Raw genomic sequence first — 17,148 nt, 5'->3', positions numbered from 1 at the left:
ATTTTTATCATCATTTTAAACCAAAAAATTAATGAATAATTTAGATTACGGAATTATAGGAAATTGTAGAAGTGCCGCTTTAGTATCAAAAGATGCGTCTATTGACTGGTGTTGTTTGCCTAAATTTGATTCTGCATCAGTATTCGCAAAATTGCTAGATGATAATATCGGAGGAAGCTTTGGTTTTATTGTTGATGACGGCTATACGACCGATCAGTTTTATCAAGAAAACACAGCAATATTAGTCACACGTTTTACCAAAGACAACGATGTTTTTGAAGTTATTGACTTTATGCCAAGATATCACAAGCCAAATGGAACGTATCATTCACCACCAGAATTTATTAGATATCTTAAATATGTTTCGGGTCAGCCAGAATTAAAAGTGGCTTACGATCCTAAGTTAGAATATGCAAAAGGAGTCACGTCTACTTATGTAAAAGATGATTTCATTGTAAGTCTTAATAATGAAGATACTTACGATACTTTATTTTTATACACAGATTTAGATAAAGAGGCGGTTTTAAATGGTGATACAATTGTATTAGATAGTGATCATTTCTTTTTAGTGGGATACAATGAGAAATTGTTTGTACCACACTTAAAATATGCAAGCTTAGAATACGAACGTACCAAAGTATATTGGTTAAATTGGTTAGAGCGCACACCAACTTACAAAAAGTTTAACGAGCAAATATCGCGTAGCGCAATGACTTTAAAGTTGTTGAGTTATGATAAAACAGGGGCCGTTTTAGCAGCTGCAACCACCTCTTTACCAGAAACCATTGGTGAAGTTAGAAACTGGGATTACCGTTTCTGTTGGATTAGAGATGCCTCTATGGTGATTAAAGTGATGTCGCAATTAGGACATAAAAATATCGCCAGACGTTATCTTAAATTTATCATTGATCTGATGCCAGATAAGGATGAAAAGTTACAGATTATGTATGGTATTAGTGGTGAAAAGAAACTAACGGAAGAATCTCTAGATCACCTTTCTGGTTATAAAGGATCGAGTCCGGTTAGAGTAGGAAACGCCGCTTACATGCAAAAGCAGAATGACATTTATGGTATTTTAATGGATGTGATTCACCAATTACTCGTTAATTTTAGTAACGATATTGATAACGGTGAAGAGCTTTGGACCATGACTAAAGGTATTGTTTGGGTGGTAAGTAAGCATTGGCAAGAACCTGATAAAGGTATTTGGGAATTTAGAGAAGGCGATCAGCATTTTACATTCTCTAAAGTGTTATGTTGGACAGCTGTTGATAAGGCTTTAAAAGTGGCTAAACTTTTAGGTAAAACCTCTAAACTACCAAAATGGGAAGCTTTAGAAAAAGAAATACGTAAGGATATTATGGATAATGCTTGGAACGAAAAAGCGCAAGCATTTACCCAAGCTTATAATTCGGAAGATTTAGATGCTTCTGTTTTATTAATGGAATCTTATGGTTTTATAGATGCTAAACACCCAAAATTTGTAAGCACCGTAAAAGCCATTGAGCGCGATTTGTGTTATGAAGGTTTATTATACCGTTATAAAACCAAAGATGATTTTGGGTTACCATCCTCATCATTTACCATCTGTACCTTCTGGTTTATTAATAGTTTATACAAAATAGGTGAAGAGCAAAAGGCCACAGAGCAATTTGAAAAACTATTATCTTACAGTAATCATTTAGGTCTATTTAGTGAAGATATAGACTTTAAAACGAAACGTTTGTTAGGTAATTTTCCACAAGCTTATTCGCATTTAGCACTCATTGAAACGGCTATAAATTTATCTAACGTTACTACGGCCGAAGAAAATGTAAAAAATACAATTAGAACAAAGAATTAATTATTCTTTTAAAAGAAGTGTTCCGAAGATATTAGCATCGATCCAACCTCTGTTTTTATCTTCGCCTTCTACAGGAATAGAACCAATAAAGTTTTCACGTTCTAGGCTTTTGTCATTGTCACAGTAGGCAATGGCAAAGCCTATTTTTTTGTTTACACTTAATTTAACCGGTGTATTAGAACCCTTATCGTTATAAGAATCATCATATAAGGACATTTTTACTTCCCAAATGGTTGTATTTCCTGTCGTTCTATTTTTAGATTCTATATGAGAGTTGTAAAGTTTTCCTATTTTTTCAGTAGACATATCCACTATGTTTCCATCTAAAGCAATATGATAGGCAAAGGCGTTGTGATTATATTGATGTTCTCCACCACTATTGTCTTCATCTACAAAAATTTCTAAACAGTCATCATCCCACCATTTTACTAATGGATCTTCAATCTTATCTATTAGAGTATCGTCTTTTATTTCGGCTAAAATATAAAGAGCATCATTTGTCCAACTTAATTTAAAACGACCAGAATAATCCTCTTTGGTAAGTGAATCTCCCAACCAAACTTGGTCTAAAGCATACCATTTACTTTTTGCCCATGCAGAATCATTAGCCACAGCATCTACAATAATATTGTCTTCAGATTTGTAAACTTCTCGTAGTTGCTTTTCAATTTTAGTAGAAGCTGTTTTCTGCGAAGGTTGTGTCGTTTCTTTATTTGCATTTATTTTCTCTGTTTTCGATTCATTTTTACAATTAAAAAGAAGCGTTAAAAGAAGTAGGAGGTAAGTGGCTTTTTTCATGGGTTATTTTTTGTAATTAAATTTTATTGTCTTTACAGTTTGAGACTTAGTTTTCCAAGTTTTAATAATGATCTCAAAGGTATATTTTTTAAGTTGAATTTGGATAATTAAATTATATTACTACATTTGTAGTATTAAAACTATAATTGTGGATATAAAACAACTTAATAAATCAGAGCTTCAGATAATGAAGTATTTATGGATGCTTGAAAAAGGATTTATGAAAGATATTGTAGAAAAGTTTCCAGAACCGAGACCAGCTTATACTACTATTTCTACGTTATTAAAACGTATGACGGATAAGAATTATATTGGTTTTGAGCGTTTAGGTAGAGACAAAGCTTATTTTCCTATTCTTAAAAAGAACGATTATTTCACTAAGCAAGTTAACGGAATGATTCAACATTTTTTTAATGATTCTAAAGCACAATTTGCTTCGTTTTTTACAAAAAATGCAGATTTGTCTATGCAAGAGCTAGAAGAACTTCAAGCTTTATTAAAGCAGAAAATGGACCAAAAGAAAGCTAATGATTAATTATTTTATATATACCGTCATTAGCTTAGGCTGTTCTTATGCTGTTTATTTCTTGTTACTTAGAAAGCAAAAAACATTTCAATTTAATCGGTTTTTCCTAATTGGTTCTATCCTTTTGTGTTTGGTAGCTCCATTTATTGAAATAGAACTATTTAATGCCGTCCCTAGTATTACTGAAATACCTTTAGAAAGAATTACAGAGTCGACTTTTGAAACTCCACATATCGAAGCTATTACTTTTGATGAGGTTACACCAGTACATCAATCATCTATAAATCCTGTATTCATTATTTATTTTATGGTTTCTGGTTTTTTCATGTTACGATTTTTAAAGAATTTATTGAAGATTTATAAGTTGACAAGACACGATTATAAACGTGTTGAAAGGTTAAAAATAATTACGGTTACCGATTCGGATATGGTGTCTAGTTTTTTTAATTATATGTTTATTCCTGAAAATCATGTTTTGTCTAACGATGATTATTTAAGTGTTTTAGCACATGAAACTGTACATAGTGAAGAATATCACACTTTAGATATTATACTTTTAGAATTGTTGAAGTGCATATTTTGGTTTAACCCATTTATATGGATGTACAACATGTCTATTTTACAAAATCATGAATATTTAGCCGATGAACAATCCGTTTTATCTGGCATTGCTATCGAAAATTACTCAAATACTATAATAAACTTAGGGCAAAAGGAATACCGCGTTCCTCTAACTAGCGGATTTAATTTCATTCAAATCAAAAATCGAATTATTATGTTACATCAATCAAAATCATCAGTATTCAAACGAACTTTAAACATTATATCTGTCAGCTTACTTCTTGCAGGCATCTTTGTATTAAGTTCTTACAAAGACTTAAAAGAACCGCTCGTAGTTGTTATAGATGCAGGTCATGGAGGACATGATTCTGGTAATTTAGATGAGAAAAATATTGTTTTAAATATTTCTCATCAGTTATCTCTTTTGAGTAGTGATAATATCAGAATTATTACCACAAGAACTGAGGATACATTTTTAACATTACAAGAACGTGTTGAATTTATTAATACGCAAAATGCGGATCTAGTTGTAAGTTTGCATGCCAATGCACATTCAAATCCATTGACAAAGGGAGTAGAGGCTTACTACAACGACAAAGACGAGTTTAAGGATAAATCTTATGCATTTGGCAAGATTTTATTAGAAAACCAGATGGAATTATTTTCAACCAATCGCGGACTTAAAACAGTGCCTATGTATATTTTTAGGCATATCAATAGTCCTGGTGTATTATTAGAACTCGGATTTATTACGAATGAAGAGGATCATAAGGTTTTGATGAATGTGGATCGTCAAAAGCAAATAGCAGCTTCAATTTTTGAAGGATTAGAAGAAATTAGAAAGAGTAACTAAATTAAAAAAGCCAACACAACCGAAAATCATGAATCGGAAGTGTTGGCTTTTAACCATTCAACTTAACTAAATTCCTAGAAGCAGTATTTCTTTTCTGCTTTTACTTTTTCTGCGATCTCAATACGTAAATCTACAATATCTGGATAGTTTGCATATTTTGTAAAACGTTTAAGTCCCATTAACATCATACGTTGCTCGTCACCTTCAGCAAAAGAAATAATACTTTCTTTTCCTTTTTGTTCAACGATATCTACAGCGTGATATAAATATAATTTTGCCATTGCAATTTGTGCAGATTGTGAGTCTTCACCAAAGCGCTTTGCATTTTTCTCAGTTCTTAAAATTGCTGATTCTGCCATATAGATTTCAATTAAGATATCTGCAGCCGCAATTAATAATTGTTGGTGTTCTTCGAGTTGAGGTCCGAATTTTTGAACTGCTCCACCAGCAACCATTAAGAATGCTTTTTTAAGCTTTTGAATCATTACTTTTTCTTCTGAAAATAATTCAGAATAATCTGGTGTATCAAAAGAAGGAATACCCATAAGTTCTTCTTGTACTTTTGAAGCAGGACCTAATAAATCTACGTGACCTTTCATCGCTTTCTTTACTAACATACCAACACATAACATTCTGTTGATTTCGTTAGTTCCTTCATAGATACGTGCAATTCTAGCATCTCTCCAAGCAGATTCCATTGGTGCATCTTCCGAGAAGCCCATTCCTCCAAAAATTTGAATTCCTTCATCTGCAGAAGCTTGCACATCTTCAGATACGGCAACTTTTAAGATAGAACATTCAATAGCATATTCTTCAACACCTTTTAATTCTGCTTCCTGATGTGTATTTCCGGCAGCCTCACGCATTGCAATTCTATCTTCAATATTTTTTGCAGCTCTATAGGTTGCAGATTCACCAGCATAAGCATTGGCAGCCATTTCTGCTAATTTGGTTTTAATAGCGCCAAATTCTGCAATAGGGGTTTTAAATTGTTTACGCTCTGTAGCATAGTTTACTGCTGTAGTTAAAATTCTACGTTGCGAATCTAAACAAGCCGCAGCCAACTTAATACGACCTACATTTAGCGCATTCATAGCAATTTTGAAACCTTCACCACGACCTGCTAACATATTTTCTGAAGGAACAACAGTGTCATTAAAGAATACTTGACGTGTAGAAGACGCACGAATACCTAATTTATGTTCTTCTTCACCTAAAGTAATTCCGTTTGGATTTTCTTTATCAAATTCTACAATAAATCCAGTGATATTTTTATCATCTTCAATACGTGCAAAAACAATCATCAAACTACAGAAACCTGCATTTGAGATCCACATTTTTTGTCCGTTAATTTTATAAGATTTTCCATCTTTAGATAAAGCAGCTGTTGTTTTACCAGAATTGGCATCCGATCCTGCATCAGGTTCTGTTAAACAGTAAGCACCAAACCACTCACCAGAAGCTAATTTTGGTACGTATTTTTGTTTTTGTTCTTCAGTTCCGTATAATGTAATTGGCATAGTTCCAATTCCGGTATGCGCACCAAAAGCAGTACTGAAAGATCCTGTACCAGAAGAAATATAATCACAAGTTAAAACCGTAGATACAAATCCCATTCCCATTCCGCCATAAGCTTCAGGAACAGCAACACTTAAAAAGCCCATGTCTCCAGCTTTACGCATCACTTCTTCAGTTAAGGCATAGTCTTTAGCTTCAAATCTGGCTTTATGTGCAATGATTTCACGATCGTTGAATTCCGTTACGGATTCTTTCATCATGGTTTGTTCTTCTGAAAAATCTTCAGGTGTAAAAACGTCTTCACAATTTGTTTCTTTTACCAAGAATTGTCCGCCTCTTAGTAAGTCTTTATCTGTTGTTTCCATAATTTTATATAGATTATAGAAGATAGAAAATAGAAGATAGACTCTAAGCGAGACTGTTTTGAAATCCCATTGTCATTCTTTGGAATTCTTCTATTTTATCTTCAAGTTTTTTTAATGCTTCGTTGTTTAAATATTGTCTATGTTTAGCTACTAATAATTGCGTTCCTAATTGAAATGAAGAACCTAGAGCAATGTCTAGAAAATGACTAAATGATTTATCTGTTCTAGAAGATCCTTCTGCAATGTTGCTAGGCATTGATACTGAACATCTACTAACTCTACTGCTTCAATCATACCTTTCGTGTTTTGGAAAATCTAACAAAACATCAGAAATATCATTTGTAATCTCTAAACCGAGTTTCCAAATTTTTAAGTTCTTGTAATTATGTCGTTGTTTTGCACACATAAGTCTTTTTTCTTTGTTCTATTCTCTCTTATCTATTTTCTAAGAAAGAAACTCAAATATGCCACAAGCACCTTGACCTGTACCAACACACATGGTTACTGCACCATATTTACCACTCATATCTCGCTTACGCATTTCATCAAAAAGTTGTACAGATAATTTTGCTCCTGTACATCCTAAAGGGTGACCTAATGCAATGGCACCACCATTTACGTTAATGATATCTGGATTAAGGTCTAATTCTCTAATTACAGCCAAAGATTGTGAAGCAAAGGCTTCGTTTAATTCAATTAATTCTAAATCAGATTGTTTTAAACCAGCTTGTTTTAAGGCTTTCGGAATTGCTTTTACAGGTCCGATTCCCATGATACGAGGCTCAACACCTGCTGCAGCATAGTTTACCATTCTTGCAATAGGCTCTAAACCTAATTCTTTCACCATATCTTCACTCATTACCATAACAAATGCAGCACCGTCACTCATTTGAGATGAGTTACCAGCAGTAACACTTCCACCGGCAGCAAATACCGCTCTAAGTTTGGCTAAAGCCTCTTTACTTGTTCCGGCACGAGGACCTTCATCTTTAGTTACCGTATATGATCTGGTTGCTTTTTTTCCGTTGGCATCTATGTAAGTTTCATCGACTTCAATAGGTACTATTTGATCTTGAAAACGATTTTCTGCTTGTGCTCTTAAAGCTTTCATGTGCGAGTTGTAGGCAAACTCATCTTGGTCTTCACGAGATACTTTGAATTGGTTGGCTACTGCTTCAGCCGTATTTCCCATTCCCCAATAATAATCTTCATGACCTCCTTTTACAATTTCATCATAATTTAATTCAGGTTTAAAACCTGTCATAGGTACGCTACTCATGCTTTCTGCACCACCAGCTATGATACAATCTGCCATTCCGGCTTGAATCTTAGCTGTTGCCATACCAATTGTTTCTACTCCAGAAGAGCAAAAACGGTTAACCGTAACTCCAGGGACATCAACGATTTCTAATCCCATTAAAGAAATTAAACGCGCCATATTTAATCCTTGAGCTCCTTCGGGCATTGCGTTACCAACAATGACATCGTCAATACGCTTTGGGTCTAAATTAGGCAGTTCTTTCATCATATGTTTGATGGTTTCTGCGGCTAATTCATCAGTTCTTTTAAAACGGAACACGCCTTTTGGTGCTTTACCAACTGCGGTTCTGTATGCTTTTACTATATATGCTGTTTTCATGTTAATTCGATTTTTAGATTATTCGATTTTTAGATATTTTAGATTTCCAATCATCTGGAAATCCGGTAATCCAATAATCTAGTTTCTTAATGGTTTCCCTTTAGTCAACATATGTTGAATTCTTTCTAACGTTTTACGTTCTGTACATAATGAAAGGAATGCTTCACGTTCTAAATCCAATAAATACTGTTCGCTAACTAGAGTAGGTTCTGATAAATCTCCACCAGCCATAACGTAGGCTAATTTGTTTGCAATTTTCATGTCGTGTTCACTAATGTACTTAGAGTCTTTCATAGAATCTGTTCCTACCATAAACATACCTAAAGCCTGTTTACCCAAAACTTTTACATCGGTACGTTTTACAGGTTGTGTATAACCCATATTTGCCATTAACATGGCGTGTTGTTTAGCAACAGCAATCTGGCGGTCTTTATTAACAACCACAACATCTTTTCCTTTTTGAAGAATTCCTAAATCGAAAGCTTCGTAAGCAGAAGTTGCTACTTTAGCCATACCAATAGTTAAGAAGTATTCTTGAAGAGTATTTAATTGCACATCTCCTTTTTTGAAGGTGTCTGATGCTCTTAAAGCCATTTCTTTAGAACCACCACCACCAGGAATGACACCAACACCAAACTCTACCAATCCGATGTAAGTTTCTGCTGCTGCAACTACTTTATCTGCGTGCATAGAAAGTTCGCATCCACCACCAAGTGCCATACCGTGAGGCGCAGCAATTGTTGGAATAGAAGAGTAGCGCATGCGCATCATACTATCTTGGAAATATTTGATAGCCATGTTTAATTCATCATATTCTTGCTCTGCAGCCATCATAAAAATCATTCCAATGTTTGCACCAACCGAGAAGTTTGCAGCTTGATTACCAACAACCAATCCTGCGAAATCTTTTTCAGCAATATCAATAGCCTTATTTAATCCGGCTAACACATCACCACCAATCGTATTCATTTTAGATTGGAATTCTAAATTAAGAATACCATCTCCTAAATCTTCTACAACAACTCCTGAATTTTTAAAGACTTCTGTTGTTTTTCTAATATTATCTAAGATGATAAAACTGTCTTGACCAGGAATTTTTTCTTGTGATTTCTTTGGGATATCATAAGCGTAGGTTGCTCCATCTTTCACGGTATAAAAAGAATCACTTCCAGAAGCTAACATATCAGTTACCCAAGCATTAGGTTCTAAACCTTCTGCTTGCATCATTTCAATTCCTTTTTGAACACCAATAGCATCCCAAATTTGAAAAGGACCATGTTCCCATCCAAAGCCAGCTTTCATAGCATCATCGATTTTGTATAAATCATCTGAAATTTCAGGAATACGGTTAGATACATAAGCAAATAAGGCAGCGAAGCTTTTTCTGTAGAATTCGCCTGCTTTATCTTTTCCTTTTACTAATATTTTAAAGCGATCAACAACTTTATCGACAGTCTTAGTCAATTCTAAAGTTGCAAATTTTGCACGTTTAGAAGCACGGTATTCTAAGGTGTTTAAGTCTAAAGATAAAATTTCAGAAGAACCATCGTCTTTTCTTACTTTCTTATAAAATCCTTGACCTGTTTTACTTCCTAACCATTTATTCTCCATCATGGTATTGATGAAATCAGGTAATTTGAATAATTCTAAACGTTCATCTTTAGGACAGTTTTCACTAATTCCGTTAGCAACATGAACTAAAGTATCTAAACCAACAACATCAACCGTACGGAAAGTTGCCGATTTTGGACGACCAATTACAGGACCAGAAAGTTTGTCTACTTCCTCTATTGTTAAATCTAAATCTTTAACGGCATGGAATAAACTCTGAATGCTGAAAATTCCGATTCGATTTCCTATAAAAGCAGGTGTGTCTTTAGCTACAACTGAAGTTTTACCTAAGAATTTTTCGCCATATTCACTTAAGAAATCTAAAACAGATTGTTCCGTTTTAGGTCCAGGAATAATTTCGAATAATTTTAAGTAACGCGCCGGATTAAAGAAGTGTGTTCCACAGAAATGTTTCTGGAAATCTTCACTACGACCTTCGCTCATAAATTTAATAGGAATACCTGATGTGTTAGAGGTAATCAGGGTTCCTGGTGTTCTATATTTTTCAAGCTTTTCAAAAACTTGTTGTTTAATGTCTAGACGTTCTACAACGACTTCCATAATCCAATCTACATCTTTTACTTTTGCTATATCATCTTCAAGATTACCTGTGGTGATACGGTTAGCAAATGAAGGATGGTAGAGTGGTGCAGGTTTTGATTTAATAGAAGCCGTTAAAGCATCGTTTACCATTCGGTTACGAACCACTTTGTCTTCTAAGGTTAAACCTTTAGCTTTTTCTTTATCATTTAATTCTCTTGGTACAATGTCTAATAGTAAGACATCGACACCAATATTGGCAAAATGGCATGCGATACCGCTTCCCATAATTCCGGAACCGATAATTGCTATTTTATTAATTCTACGTTTGCTCATATTATTTTATTGTTTGTTCCTTTTGATTGTATATTTGTTTGTTAGAGATCATGTTATTAATGACTTCGGCTACTTTTTGAAAGCTTGCTAATTCTTCTTGTGAAACATTAGCTTTAATTGTTTCATTAAAAGTGATAACTCTATCTTTAGAGTAATTTCTTTTTTCTAAACCAAATTCGGTTAAAAAAATTAATACGCCTCTTCCGTCTTCTGGGTTAGGTCTGCGCTCAATTAAGCCTTTAGTTTCCATCATTTTTAAGGTTCGTGAAAGACTTGTGGCTTCCATTCCCATTTTTGGTCCTAAGGATGTTGAGGGTGTTCCGTTTTCGGGATCTATGCTCAATAAGGCAAAACCAGTAGCCATGGTTGTGTCGTATTTTGCCGCTTCTTCGTTATACATTTTGTTAACGGCTAACCAAGTGGTTCTTAATATATAATCTATGGTTTTATCTTTCATTCAATAGTATTGGAATTCAAATATAATAAAAAATACTATGCACGCATAATAAATTAAGAATTATTATTTTCATAATACTAAGATAAATGTTCTTAAAATGAAAGAAACACTTTTTTATACCTATTTTTTTATGAATATGTTATTTTAACAAAAAAATATGATAAAGTTAACTGAAGAAGATAATTGTAATCAGGGTTTATTATTGTCGTCTTATTAAAGACGTGTAGTTTATTATTAGAATAAAAAAAATAGGAAGAGCCACTTTAACTGTGACCCTTCCTATTTTATAAATAAAAAGTACAATGCAAGAACTTAAATTAAGCTCTATAAATTTTATTGTAAAGATCTTGATACATTTCTTTAATAACAGCACGTTTCATTTTCATTGTTGGTGTTAATTGACCATCATCAATAGACCATACGTTTGGCGTTAGCTCAAAACGTTTAATTTGCTCCCATTTACCAAAATTTAGATTGTATTTATCAACCTCTTTTTGAATTCTGCTTATTACGATATCAGAATTAGCAATTTCAGCATCTGTTTTTCCAATATCATGTTTTTTAATATCAATCCAATCTCTTATAAAATCGAAATTTGGTTGAATTAAAGCTGCTGGCATTTTCTCTCCTTCACCAACAACCATAATTTGGTCAATAAATAGAGATTGTTTCATGTCGTTTTCTAAAAGTGGTGGAATTACATATTTTCCTCCAGACGTTTTAAACATTTCCTTTTTACGCCCTGTTATTTTTAAAAAACCATCAGCGTCAACCAAACCTTTATCTCCTGTATGAAAATAATGATCTGTCATTACTTCTTCAGTTTTAATAGGATCTTTATAGTAGCCTAACATTACATTAGGACCTTTAACTAAGATTTCACCATCATCTGCGATTTTAACTTCTACGTTATCTATTGTTTTTCCTACGGTTCCAACTTTATAACCTTTATTTTTGTATAAGCCAACAGCTATTACAGGTGATGTTTCAGTTAAACCATAGCCTTCCATAACTTGCATTTTAGCTGCACCAAATATTCTAGCTAATCTAGGTTGAAGCGCTGCACTACCAGAAACCATAGTACTTAACTCTCCTCCAAGGGCATCTCTCCATTTATTGAAGATTATTTTATTAGCTATTTTAAGCTTAAACTCGTACCACGAGCCATTTGCACCATATGGTTCCCAAATTTCTCCAAGTCTAACAGCCCAAAAGAAGAGTCCTTTTTTTAGACCAGACAGGTCTTCACCTTTAAACATGATTTTATCGAAAACTTTTTCAAGTAATCTTGGGACTACGCTCATTAAATGAGGCTTAACTTCTTTAGCGTTATCACCAATTTTATCCATAGCTTCTGCAAAATAGATAGAAAATCCTGAATATTGATAAACGTATATTAGCACGCGCTCAAATACATGGCAAATAGGTAAGAAGCTTAAAATTCTGTTTTCACCGGGTAGTATAGGAACTCTAGGCGAACTATCTAAAGCATTACTTGTAATATTCCAATGAGAAAGCATTACACCTTTAGGCTTGCCTGTAGTACCAGAAGTATAAATTATAGTTGCTAAATCATCTGGTTTTACAGCGTCTTTACGCGCCTCTACCTCTGGTTGGTTACTTTCATCTTTTCCTAATTCAAATAATTCTGAATAATGTTTGCAACCTTCAATATGATCAAAAGAGTAAACTTCCTTAATCTGGGTTTTATGTTGAATTTTTCTAATTTTTTCTAATACCCCTTCGTCTGAGACAAAGCAATAAATAGATTCACTGTGATTTAAAATGTATTCATAATCTTCAGCTGAAATGGTAGGATAGATTGGAATGTTTTGTGCTCCAGTTTGAAGAATTCCAATGTCCATAATGTTCCACTCGGTGCGATTATTAGTAGAAATAAGAGCAATCTTATCATTTTCTTTTAGCCCTAATCGCAATAAAGCTCTGCTTATTGCATTCGATTTATCTATATATTCTTGAGTAGATGTTGCTATCCATTCACCATTGTATTTGGTAACCAAAGCTTTAGGGTTTGGTTTGTGTTCTAATTGATAATATGGAAAGTCGAAAAGTCGAGTTACTTCTGTCATAGTTGTTAGCGCTTATTTAGTAAGAGATAATACGAAAGTATAAAATTATTGAATACAAAATTAATAATGATGGTAAGAATAAATTAAGAATTATGGATTTATGCTGTGGAAATGATGGCTTGATTTTACGAAATGTATAATTAAAATCAGATATTTTCATAAAAAGTAATTAATTCAATGGTTTAATATGTTATTAATACCCTTGAAGGTTACTATGACTATAATACTTTGTTATGATTCGGATTATTTTTTTGAAAGTATTTGTTTTCTAGGATAAATATTCAGGATATAAGGGAAATAAGAATTGTAGGTAATGAATACATTATAAGCGGTAACTATATTCCAAATTATATAATAATTCTTAATCGATTAAATAGAATTGCATTTTGAAGATGAAGTGTAAAGAATTCAGTTTATTTTGTTATTGATCCAAACCGTTATTAGAAAGTATAAAATATTAATGTTTCTAATAATAAAGATTATTTATTTAAGAATATTAATAAGATAAATAAAGGTTCAATATTTTGATTTACAGTAGGTTTAAAGGTGCAAGGGCCTTTGGTCAGTATGGTTACTATGCGCCAAGATTTTTTTTAATAAAAAAACAGGCTAAGCGCAAAAATGTCCTAACCTGATCTCCCTCTACCAATAATACTTTTATATTTTGTAATATTTTTTTATAATAATCAGTTACGTATTTAAACGTTTTATTTAACACTGCTAAATTATAAATTTTATTAGAACGCTGCAATGCGTAGGTCTACGTAGAATTCAATAATAAACTTTGATATTGCAGAAAAGTTAATCCTATTGTTTTTTTTAAAAATAGTTCAAGGTTATTGTTTTTGCATTGATACTTTTTTTTGAATTCTGTTAAGGTAATAGCTTTACTTTTATAAAGTAATTCAATTATAAGGTTGTCTAATAGTGTAGGAGTTATAGCTTTAAATTTAGCAGAGGATAGTTGCCTTAAAACATCATTTGGTTTAAGAGATTTTAATACTATTTGTTGTTGCTGTAAATAACCAACATAAGTTGGTCTACACTTTATAATATAATAAGTGACTTTTTTATTCGATTTTAGGAGCAGTGGACTGATAAAGGGCTTAAGATAATGTATAGAATTCTTTTTTTCTGATTTTAAAAGAATGTAACTATAGCCATCGGATGGCAAAGTATATATTTCTCCATTTTGCATTTCAATAGAGGAAATGTTTAAAATCCAGTAGTTAATAGGTGTGTAATAATGGTCTATAGAAATGATAATATTATAGTTTAGCGATTGCTTAAATCTATAATATATTGATTAATAATAGTATACGTAGGTCTACGTATTGAATATATTAGGGTGGTTTTTTAACCAAACAAAGAGGGCGTTTTGGTTAGTAGTATCGATTTCTAATTTTTTAATAATATTACTGCGGTGTTTTTCTACTGTACGTCTAGAGATAAATAGTTCGTCAGCAATTTGATTACTGTTAAGGTTTTTATTTAAATATTTTAAAATTTTAATTTCGGTGGGACTAAGTTTTTTAATTTTAGAATCTGTATTAGTATTAAAATGTACGCTTTTTTTTAATTTATCACCAATATAATTAATGTTATTCTTTAAGCTTTGTAAACAAGCTTCCAATTCTTGTATGGCACTATCTTTAGTAACATAACCTTGAATACACTGGCCAACTTCTATTAAAATAGACTCCTGTTTGTGCAGCGTTAAAATAATAATTTTGGTATGTAAATTATTGCGTTTAATTTCTTGAGCAACTTCTATACCGTTCAATTTGGGCATATCAAAATCAAGAATAGCGATATCAGGCTTTAGTTCTAAGATTTTATTATAAGCGGTATTGCCATCTGTAGCTGTTGCAATAACCTCATACTTTTTTTTCTCTAAGAACTCTTTAGTTCCACTTAATAATAAGGGGTGATCATCAGCAAGAATAATAGTAGTAGACATAGCTTATTTTTTCTGAACTTTTATTTGAATTGTGGTTCCTTTTCCTTTAATAGAATCAATACTCAATTGTGCGCCAATAAGTTTTGCACGCTCTTTTATGGTTTTCATACCTAAACTATTAAGTAATTCAGTATTTTCGGTGAGATCAAAACCAATGCCATTATCCTTTATTTGGAATAAAACCGCATCTTTTAAATCCTCTACACTTATAGCACAAGCTTTTGCATCTGAATGTTTTTCAACATTATTTAAGCATTCTTGTAGCATTCTATAAATAAAAATTTCATTGTCTTTCGGTATATTTAAAGTTTCAATGTCTATATCTTCTGAATAGAAAATATCCGAATTTTTCTGGAAGTTTACTATCGTGTTTTTTACTGATTTGATTAAGCCTAGTTTTTCAAATTGAAAAGGATGTAACTGTTGGGATATAGTTCTAACTTCATCAATAGCTCCATCTACTAAAGAGGTATCGTTATTATTTTCGTTTTCTAGAAAAATTTTATTTTTAATGAGTAGTAAGCTTTGACCAACACTATCATGTAGTTCACTAGAGATGCGTTTACGTTCTGCTTCAACGCTATGTATTAAATCTTGAGCAAAAGTTTTTTGAAGTTGAACATTTTTTCGTGAATACTTTCGTGAACGCCACAAATAAATAATTGAAAAGAGGGCTATTAAAAGGATAATACTTCCCCATAACAGTTCTGCTTTATGTTTATTTTCTATATCTAAAAGCTCTATCTCTGTTTTTTGATTCTCTATTTTCTGATCGCGCTTATTGGTTTCGTAAAGTGTTTGGTAATAGCTTAACGCTTTATTTTTTTGTGATGACTTAATAGAGTCTTCAATTTTTTTTGAGGCTGTTAAATGTATATAAGCTAAATCATATTGATTTAGTTTTTGATAGACTTTAGCTAAAAAAGCTTCCCCCATTTCTATATTTGGAATATGGTCTAGGCCTCTAACAAGATCAAGATATTTTGTGCCCCATTTTAATGCATTTGGAAAGTCTTTTTCAGCAAACGCTAAATGTGCAGATGCCCTGTAATATTTACTTTCATAAATACCTTCGGTATTTCTTTTATCTTCTTTTAAGGCTTTATAATAGAATTTAGCTTTATTAATACTGTCGTTTTCTGCATAAGCAATAACAAAAGCTTGTAAGATTATAGGATGGAAATAATCGAAATAATTCGATTTTTTATTTTCTTTTTCTGCTTTCTGTATATATATTATTTCTTCTTTTTTTAAATTTTGTTTTTGTTTATCTGCAGCTGCATTTAAGTATATGGAAGTAAGTTGAGCATAGCTTTTAAATGCTTTAGCTAATGCAATAGTTTCAAGACGTTCTTGTTCTGCTTCGTCAAAAAAATCATTAGAACTATATATAATAGCTAAAGAATTTTTTGATGCAATAATATTTAAAGTGTCTTCAATTTTTATGAAAATTTCTGAAGCTTCTTGAGTATTAAGAGAAGCTTTTGTGAAATTACCTTGATCAAAATAAGCATAACCATGACGTAAAATAGCGAAAGCTTTTACGCGGTCGTTACCTGCCTTTATAGCAAATTTTTTGGCTTTGTTATAGTAAGATATGGCTGTATCCAGTTGTCTTTGATTGTAATAACAATCTCCTGTATCAATATAAAAACCGGCAATGTTTCTATCTGTAATGTGATCCTTAAGGGTCTTAAAATAAGTGTTGAAAATAACGATGCCTTCTTCAGGTTTTCCTAAGGTGTTATTATAATAATTTATACGATTTTGAATATTCCGAGAGGCTATATTAAACGAATCTAATTGTATAGCATAATCTATAGTGACTCTAGAAATTGAGTCATAACCTAATTTAGGGTAATCAATAAGAAAATCGGTTACACGATCTAGTAATTTTAGTTTTTTACCGTCGTTTTTTTCGATTTTTATAAGCGATTTTAACGCCTCAACTTTATGTTGAGGCGTTGTGTCTTGCGCATAAGTAATGGAGTAAGTTAATAGAAAAAATGCTATACAAATAGTTTTCATTGATGTTATTTTCAAAAACCTAA

11 protein-coding genes and 1 pseudogene are annotated in these 17,148 nt (G+C 32.3%); 3 read left to right on the top strand and 9 right to left on the bottom strand.

The window, feature by feature from the left end; genetic code table 11:
* The first annotated feature begins 31 nt into the window (after positions 1–31).
* Positions 32–1,843 (top strand): glycoside hydrolase family 15 protein, encoded by a 1,812-nt coding sequence (locus HM985_RS11640; protein ID WP_179376421.1) that lies wholly within the window; start codon positions 32–34, stop codon positions 1,841–1,843.
* Here HM985_RS11640 and HM985_RS11635 read toward each other — a convergent pair whose 3' ends face one another.
* Entirely contained in the window at positions 1,844–2,641 is a 798-nt protein-coding gene (locus HM985_RS11635; protein ID WP_179376420.1) for a sugar-binding protein, read from the bottom strand.
* Positions 2,642–2,789: 148 nt separating this feature from the next.
* Between HM985_RS11635 and HM985_RS11630 the strand changes: the two genes are divergently transcribed.
* A complete protein-coding gene (locus HM985_RS11630) occupies positions 2,790–3,176 on the top strand; it encodes a BlaI/MecI/CopY family transcriptional regulator (protein ID WP_173586885.1) in 387 nt (128 codons plus the stop codon).
* Positions 3,169–4,581 carry an N-acetylmuramoyl-L-alanine amidase gene (locus HM985_RS11625; RefSeq protein WP_179316938.1) on the top strand — a complete coding sequence of 471 codons (1,413 nt, stop codon included), beginning with the start codon at positions 3,169–3,171 and terminating at the stop codon, positions 4,579–4,581. The genes HM985_RS11630 and HM985_RS11625 overlap by 8 nt, the downstream gene beginning before the upstream one ends.
* 74 nt (positions 4,582–4,655) lie before the next feature.
* Here HM985_RS11625 and HM985_RS11620 read toward each other — a convergent pair whose 3' ends face one another.
* The 8 genes and pseudogenes from HM985_RS11620 to HM985_RS11585 all read right to left on the bottom strand — a co-directional run bounded on the left by HM985_RS11620 (position 4,656) and on the right by HM985_RS11585 (position 17,125).
* Entirely contained in the window at positions 4,656–6,464 is a 1,809-nt protein-coding gene (locus HM985_RS11620) for an acyl-CoA dehydrogenase family protein (protein ID WP_179376419.1), read from the bottom strand.
* Between the two features lie 43 nt (positions 6,465–6,507).
* A pseudogene (locus HM985_RS17410) lies at positions 6,508–6,735 on the bottom strand (four helix bundle protein); the annotation flags it as partial.
* Between the two features lie 174 nt (positions 6,736–6,909).
* The gene (locus HM985_RS11610) at positions 6,910–8,103 is read right to left on the bottom strand and encodes an acetyl-CoA C-acyltransferase (RefSeq protein ID WP_173586889.1); all 1,194 of its coding nucleotides are present in this window, start codon (positions 8,101–8,103) and stop codon (positions 6,910–6,912) included.
* A gap of 78 nt (positions 8,104–8,181) precedes the next feature.
* Positions 8,182–10,590: a 3-hydroxyacyl-CoA dehydrogenase/enoyl-CoA hydratase family protein gene (locus tag HM985_RS11605; protein WP_179376418.1), complete on the bottom strand. Its 2,409-nt coding sequence runs from the start codon at positions 10,588–10,590 to the stop codon at positions 8,182–8,184.
* A gap of 1 nt (position 10,591) precedes the next feature.
* Positions 10,592–11,047, bottom strand: a complete 456-nt coding sequence (locus tag HM985_RS11600; protein WP_179376417.1) for a MarR family winged helix-turn-helix transcriptional regulator — start codon at positions 11,045–11,047, stop codon at positions 10,592–10,594.
* 317 nt (positions 11,048–11,364) lie between these two features.
* The gene (locus HM985_RS11595) at positions 11,365–13,137 is read right to left on the bottom strand and encodes an AMP-dependent synthetase/ligase (protein ID WP_179376416.1); all 1,773 of its coding nucleotides are present in this window, start codon (positions 13,135–13,137) and stop codon (positions 11,365–11,367) included.
* A 1,327-nt stretch (positions 13,138–14,464) separates the two neighbouring features.
* The gene (locus HM985_RS11590) at positions 14,465–15,097 is read right to left on the bottom strand and encodes a response regulator transcription factor (RefSeq protein ID WP_179376415.1); all 633 of its coding nucleotides are present in this window, start codon (positions 15,095–15,097) and stop codon (positions 14,465–14,467) included.
* Between the two features lie 3 nt (positions 15,098–15,100).
* Positions 15,101–17,125 (bottom strand): tetratricopeptide repeat-containing sensor histidine kinase, encoded by a 2,025-nt coding sequence (locus tag HM985_RS11585; RefSeq protein ID WP_179376414.1) that lies wholly within the window; start codon positions 17,123–17,125, stop codon positions 15,101–15,103.
* Between the last annotated feature and the right edge of the window lie 23 nt (positions 17,126–17,148).

Origin of the sequence: Winogradskyella wichelsiae (genome assembly GCF_013403925.1) — a bacterium.
GTDB classification, from domain to species: Bacteria; Bacteroidota; Bacteroidia; order Flavobacteriales; family Flavobacteriaceae; genus Winogradskyella; species Winogradskyella wichelsiae.
Note: the sequence above shows the minus strand (reverse complement) of the source record. Positions and strands in the feature narration are given on the sequence as shown.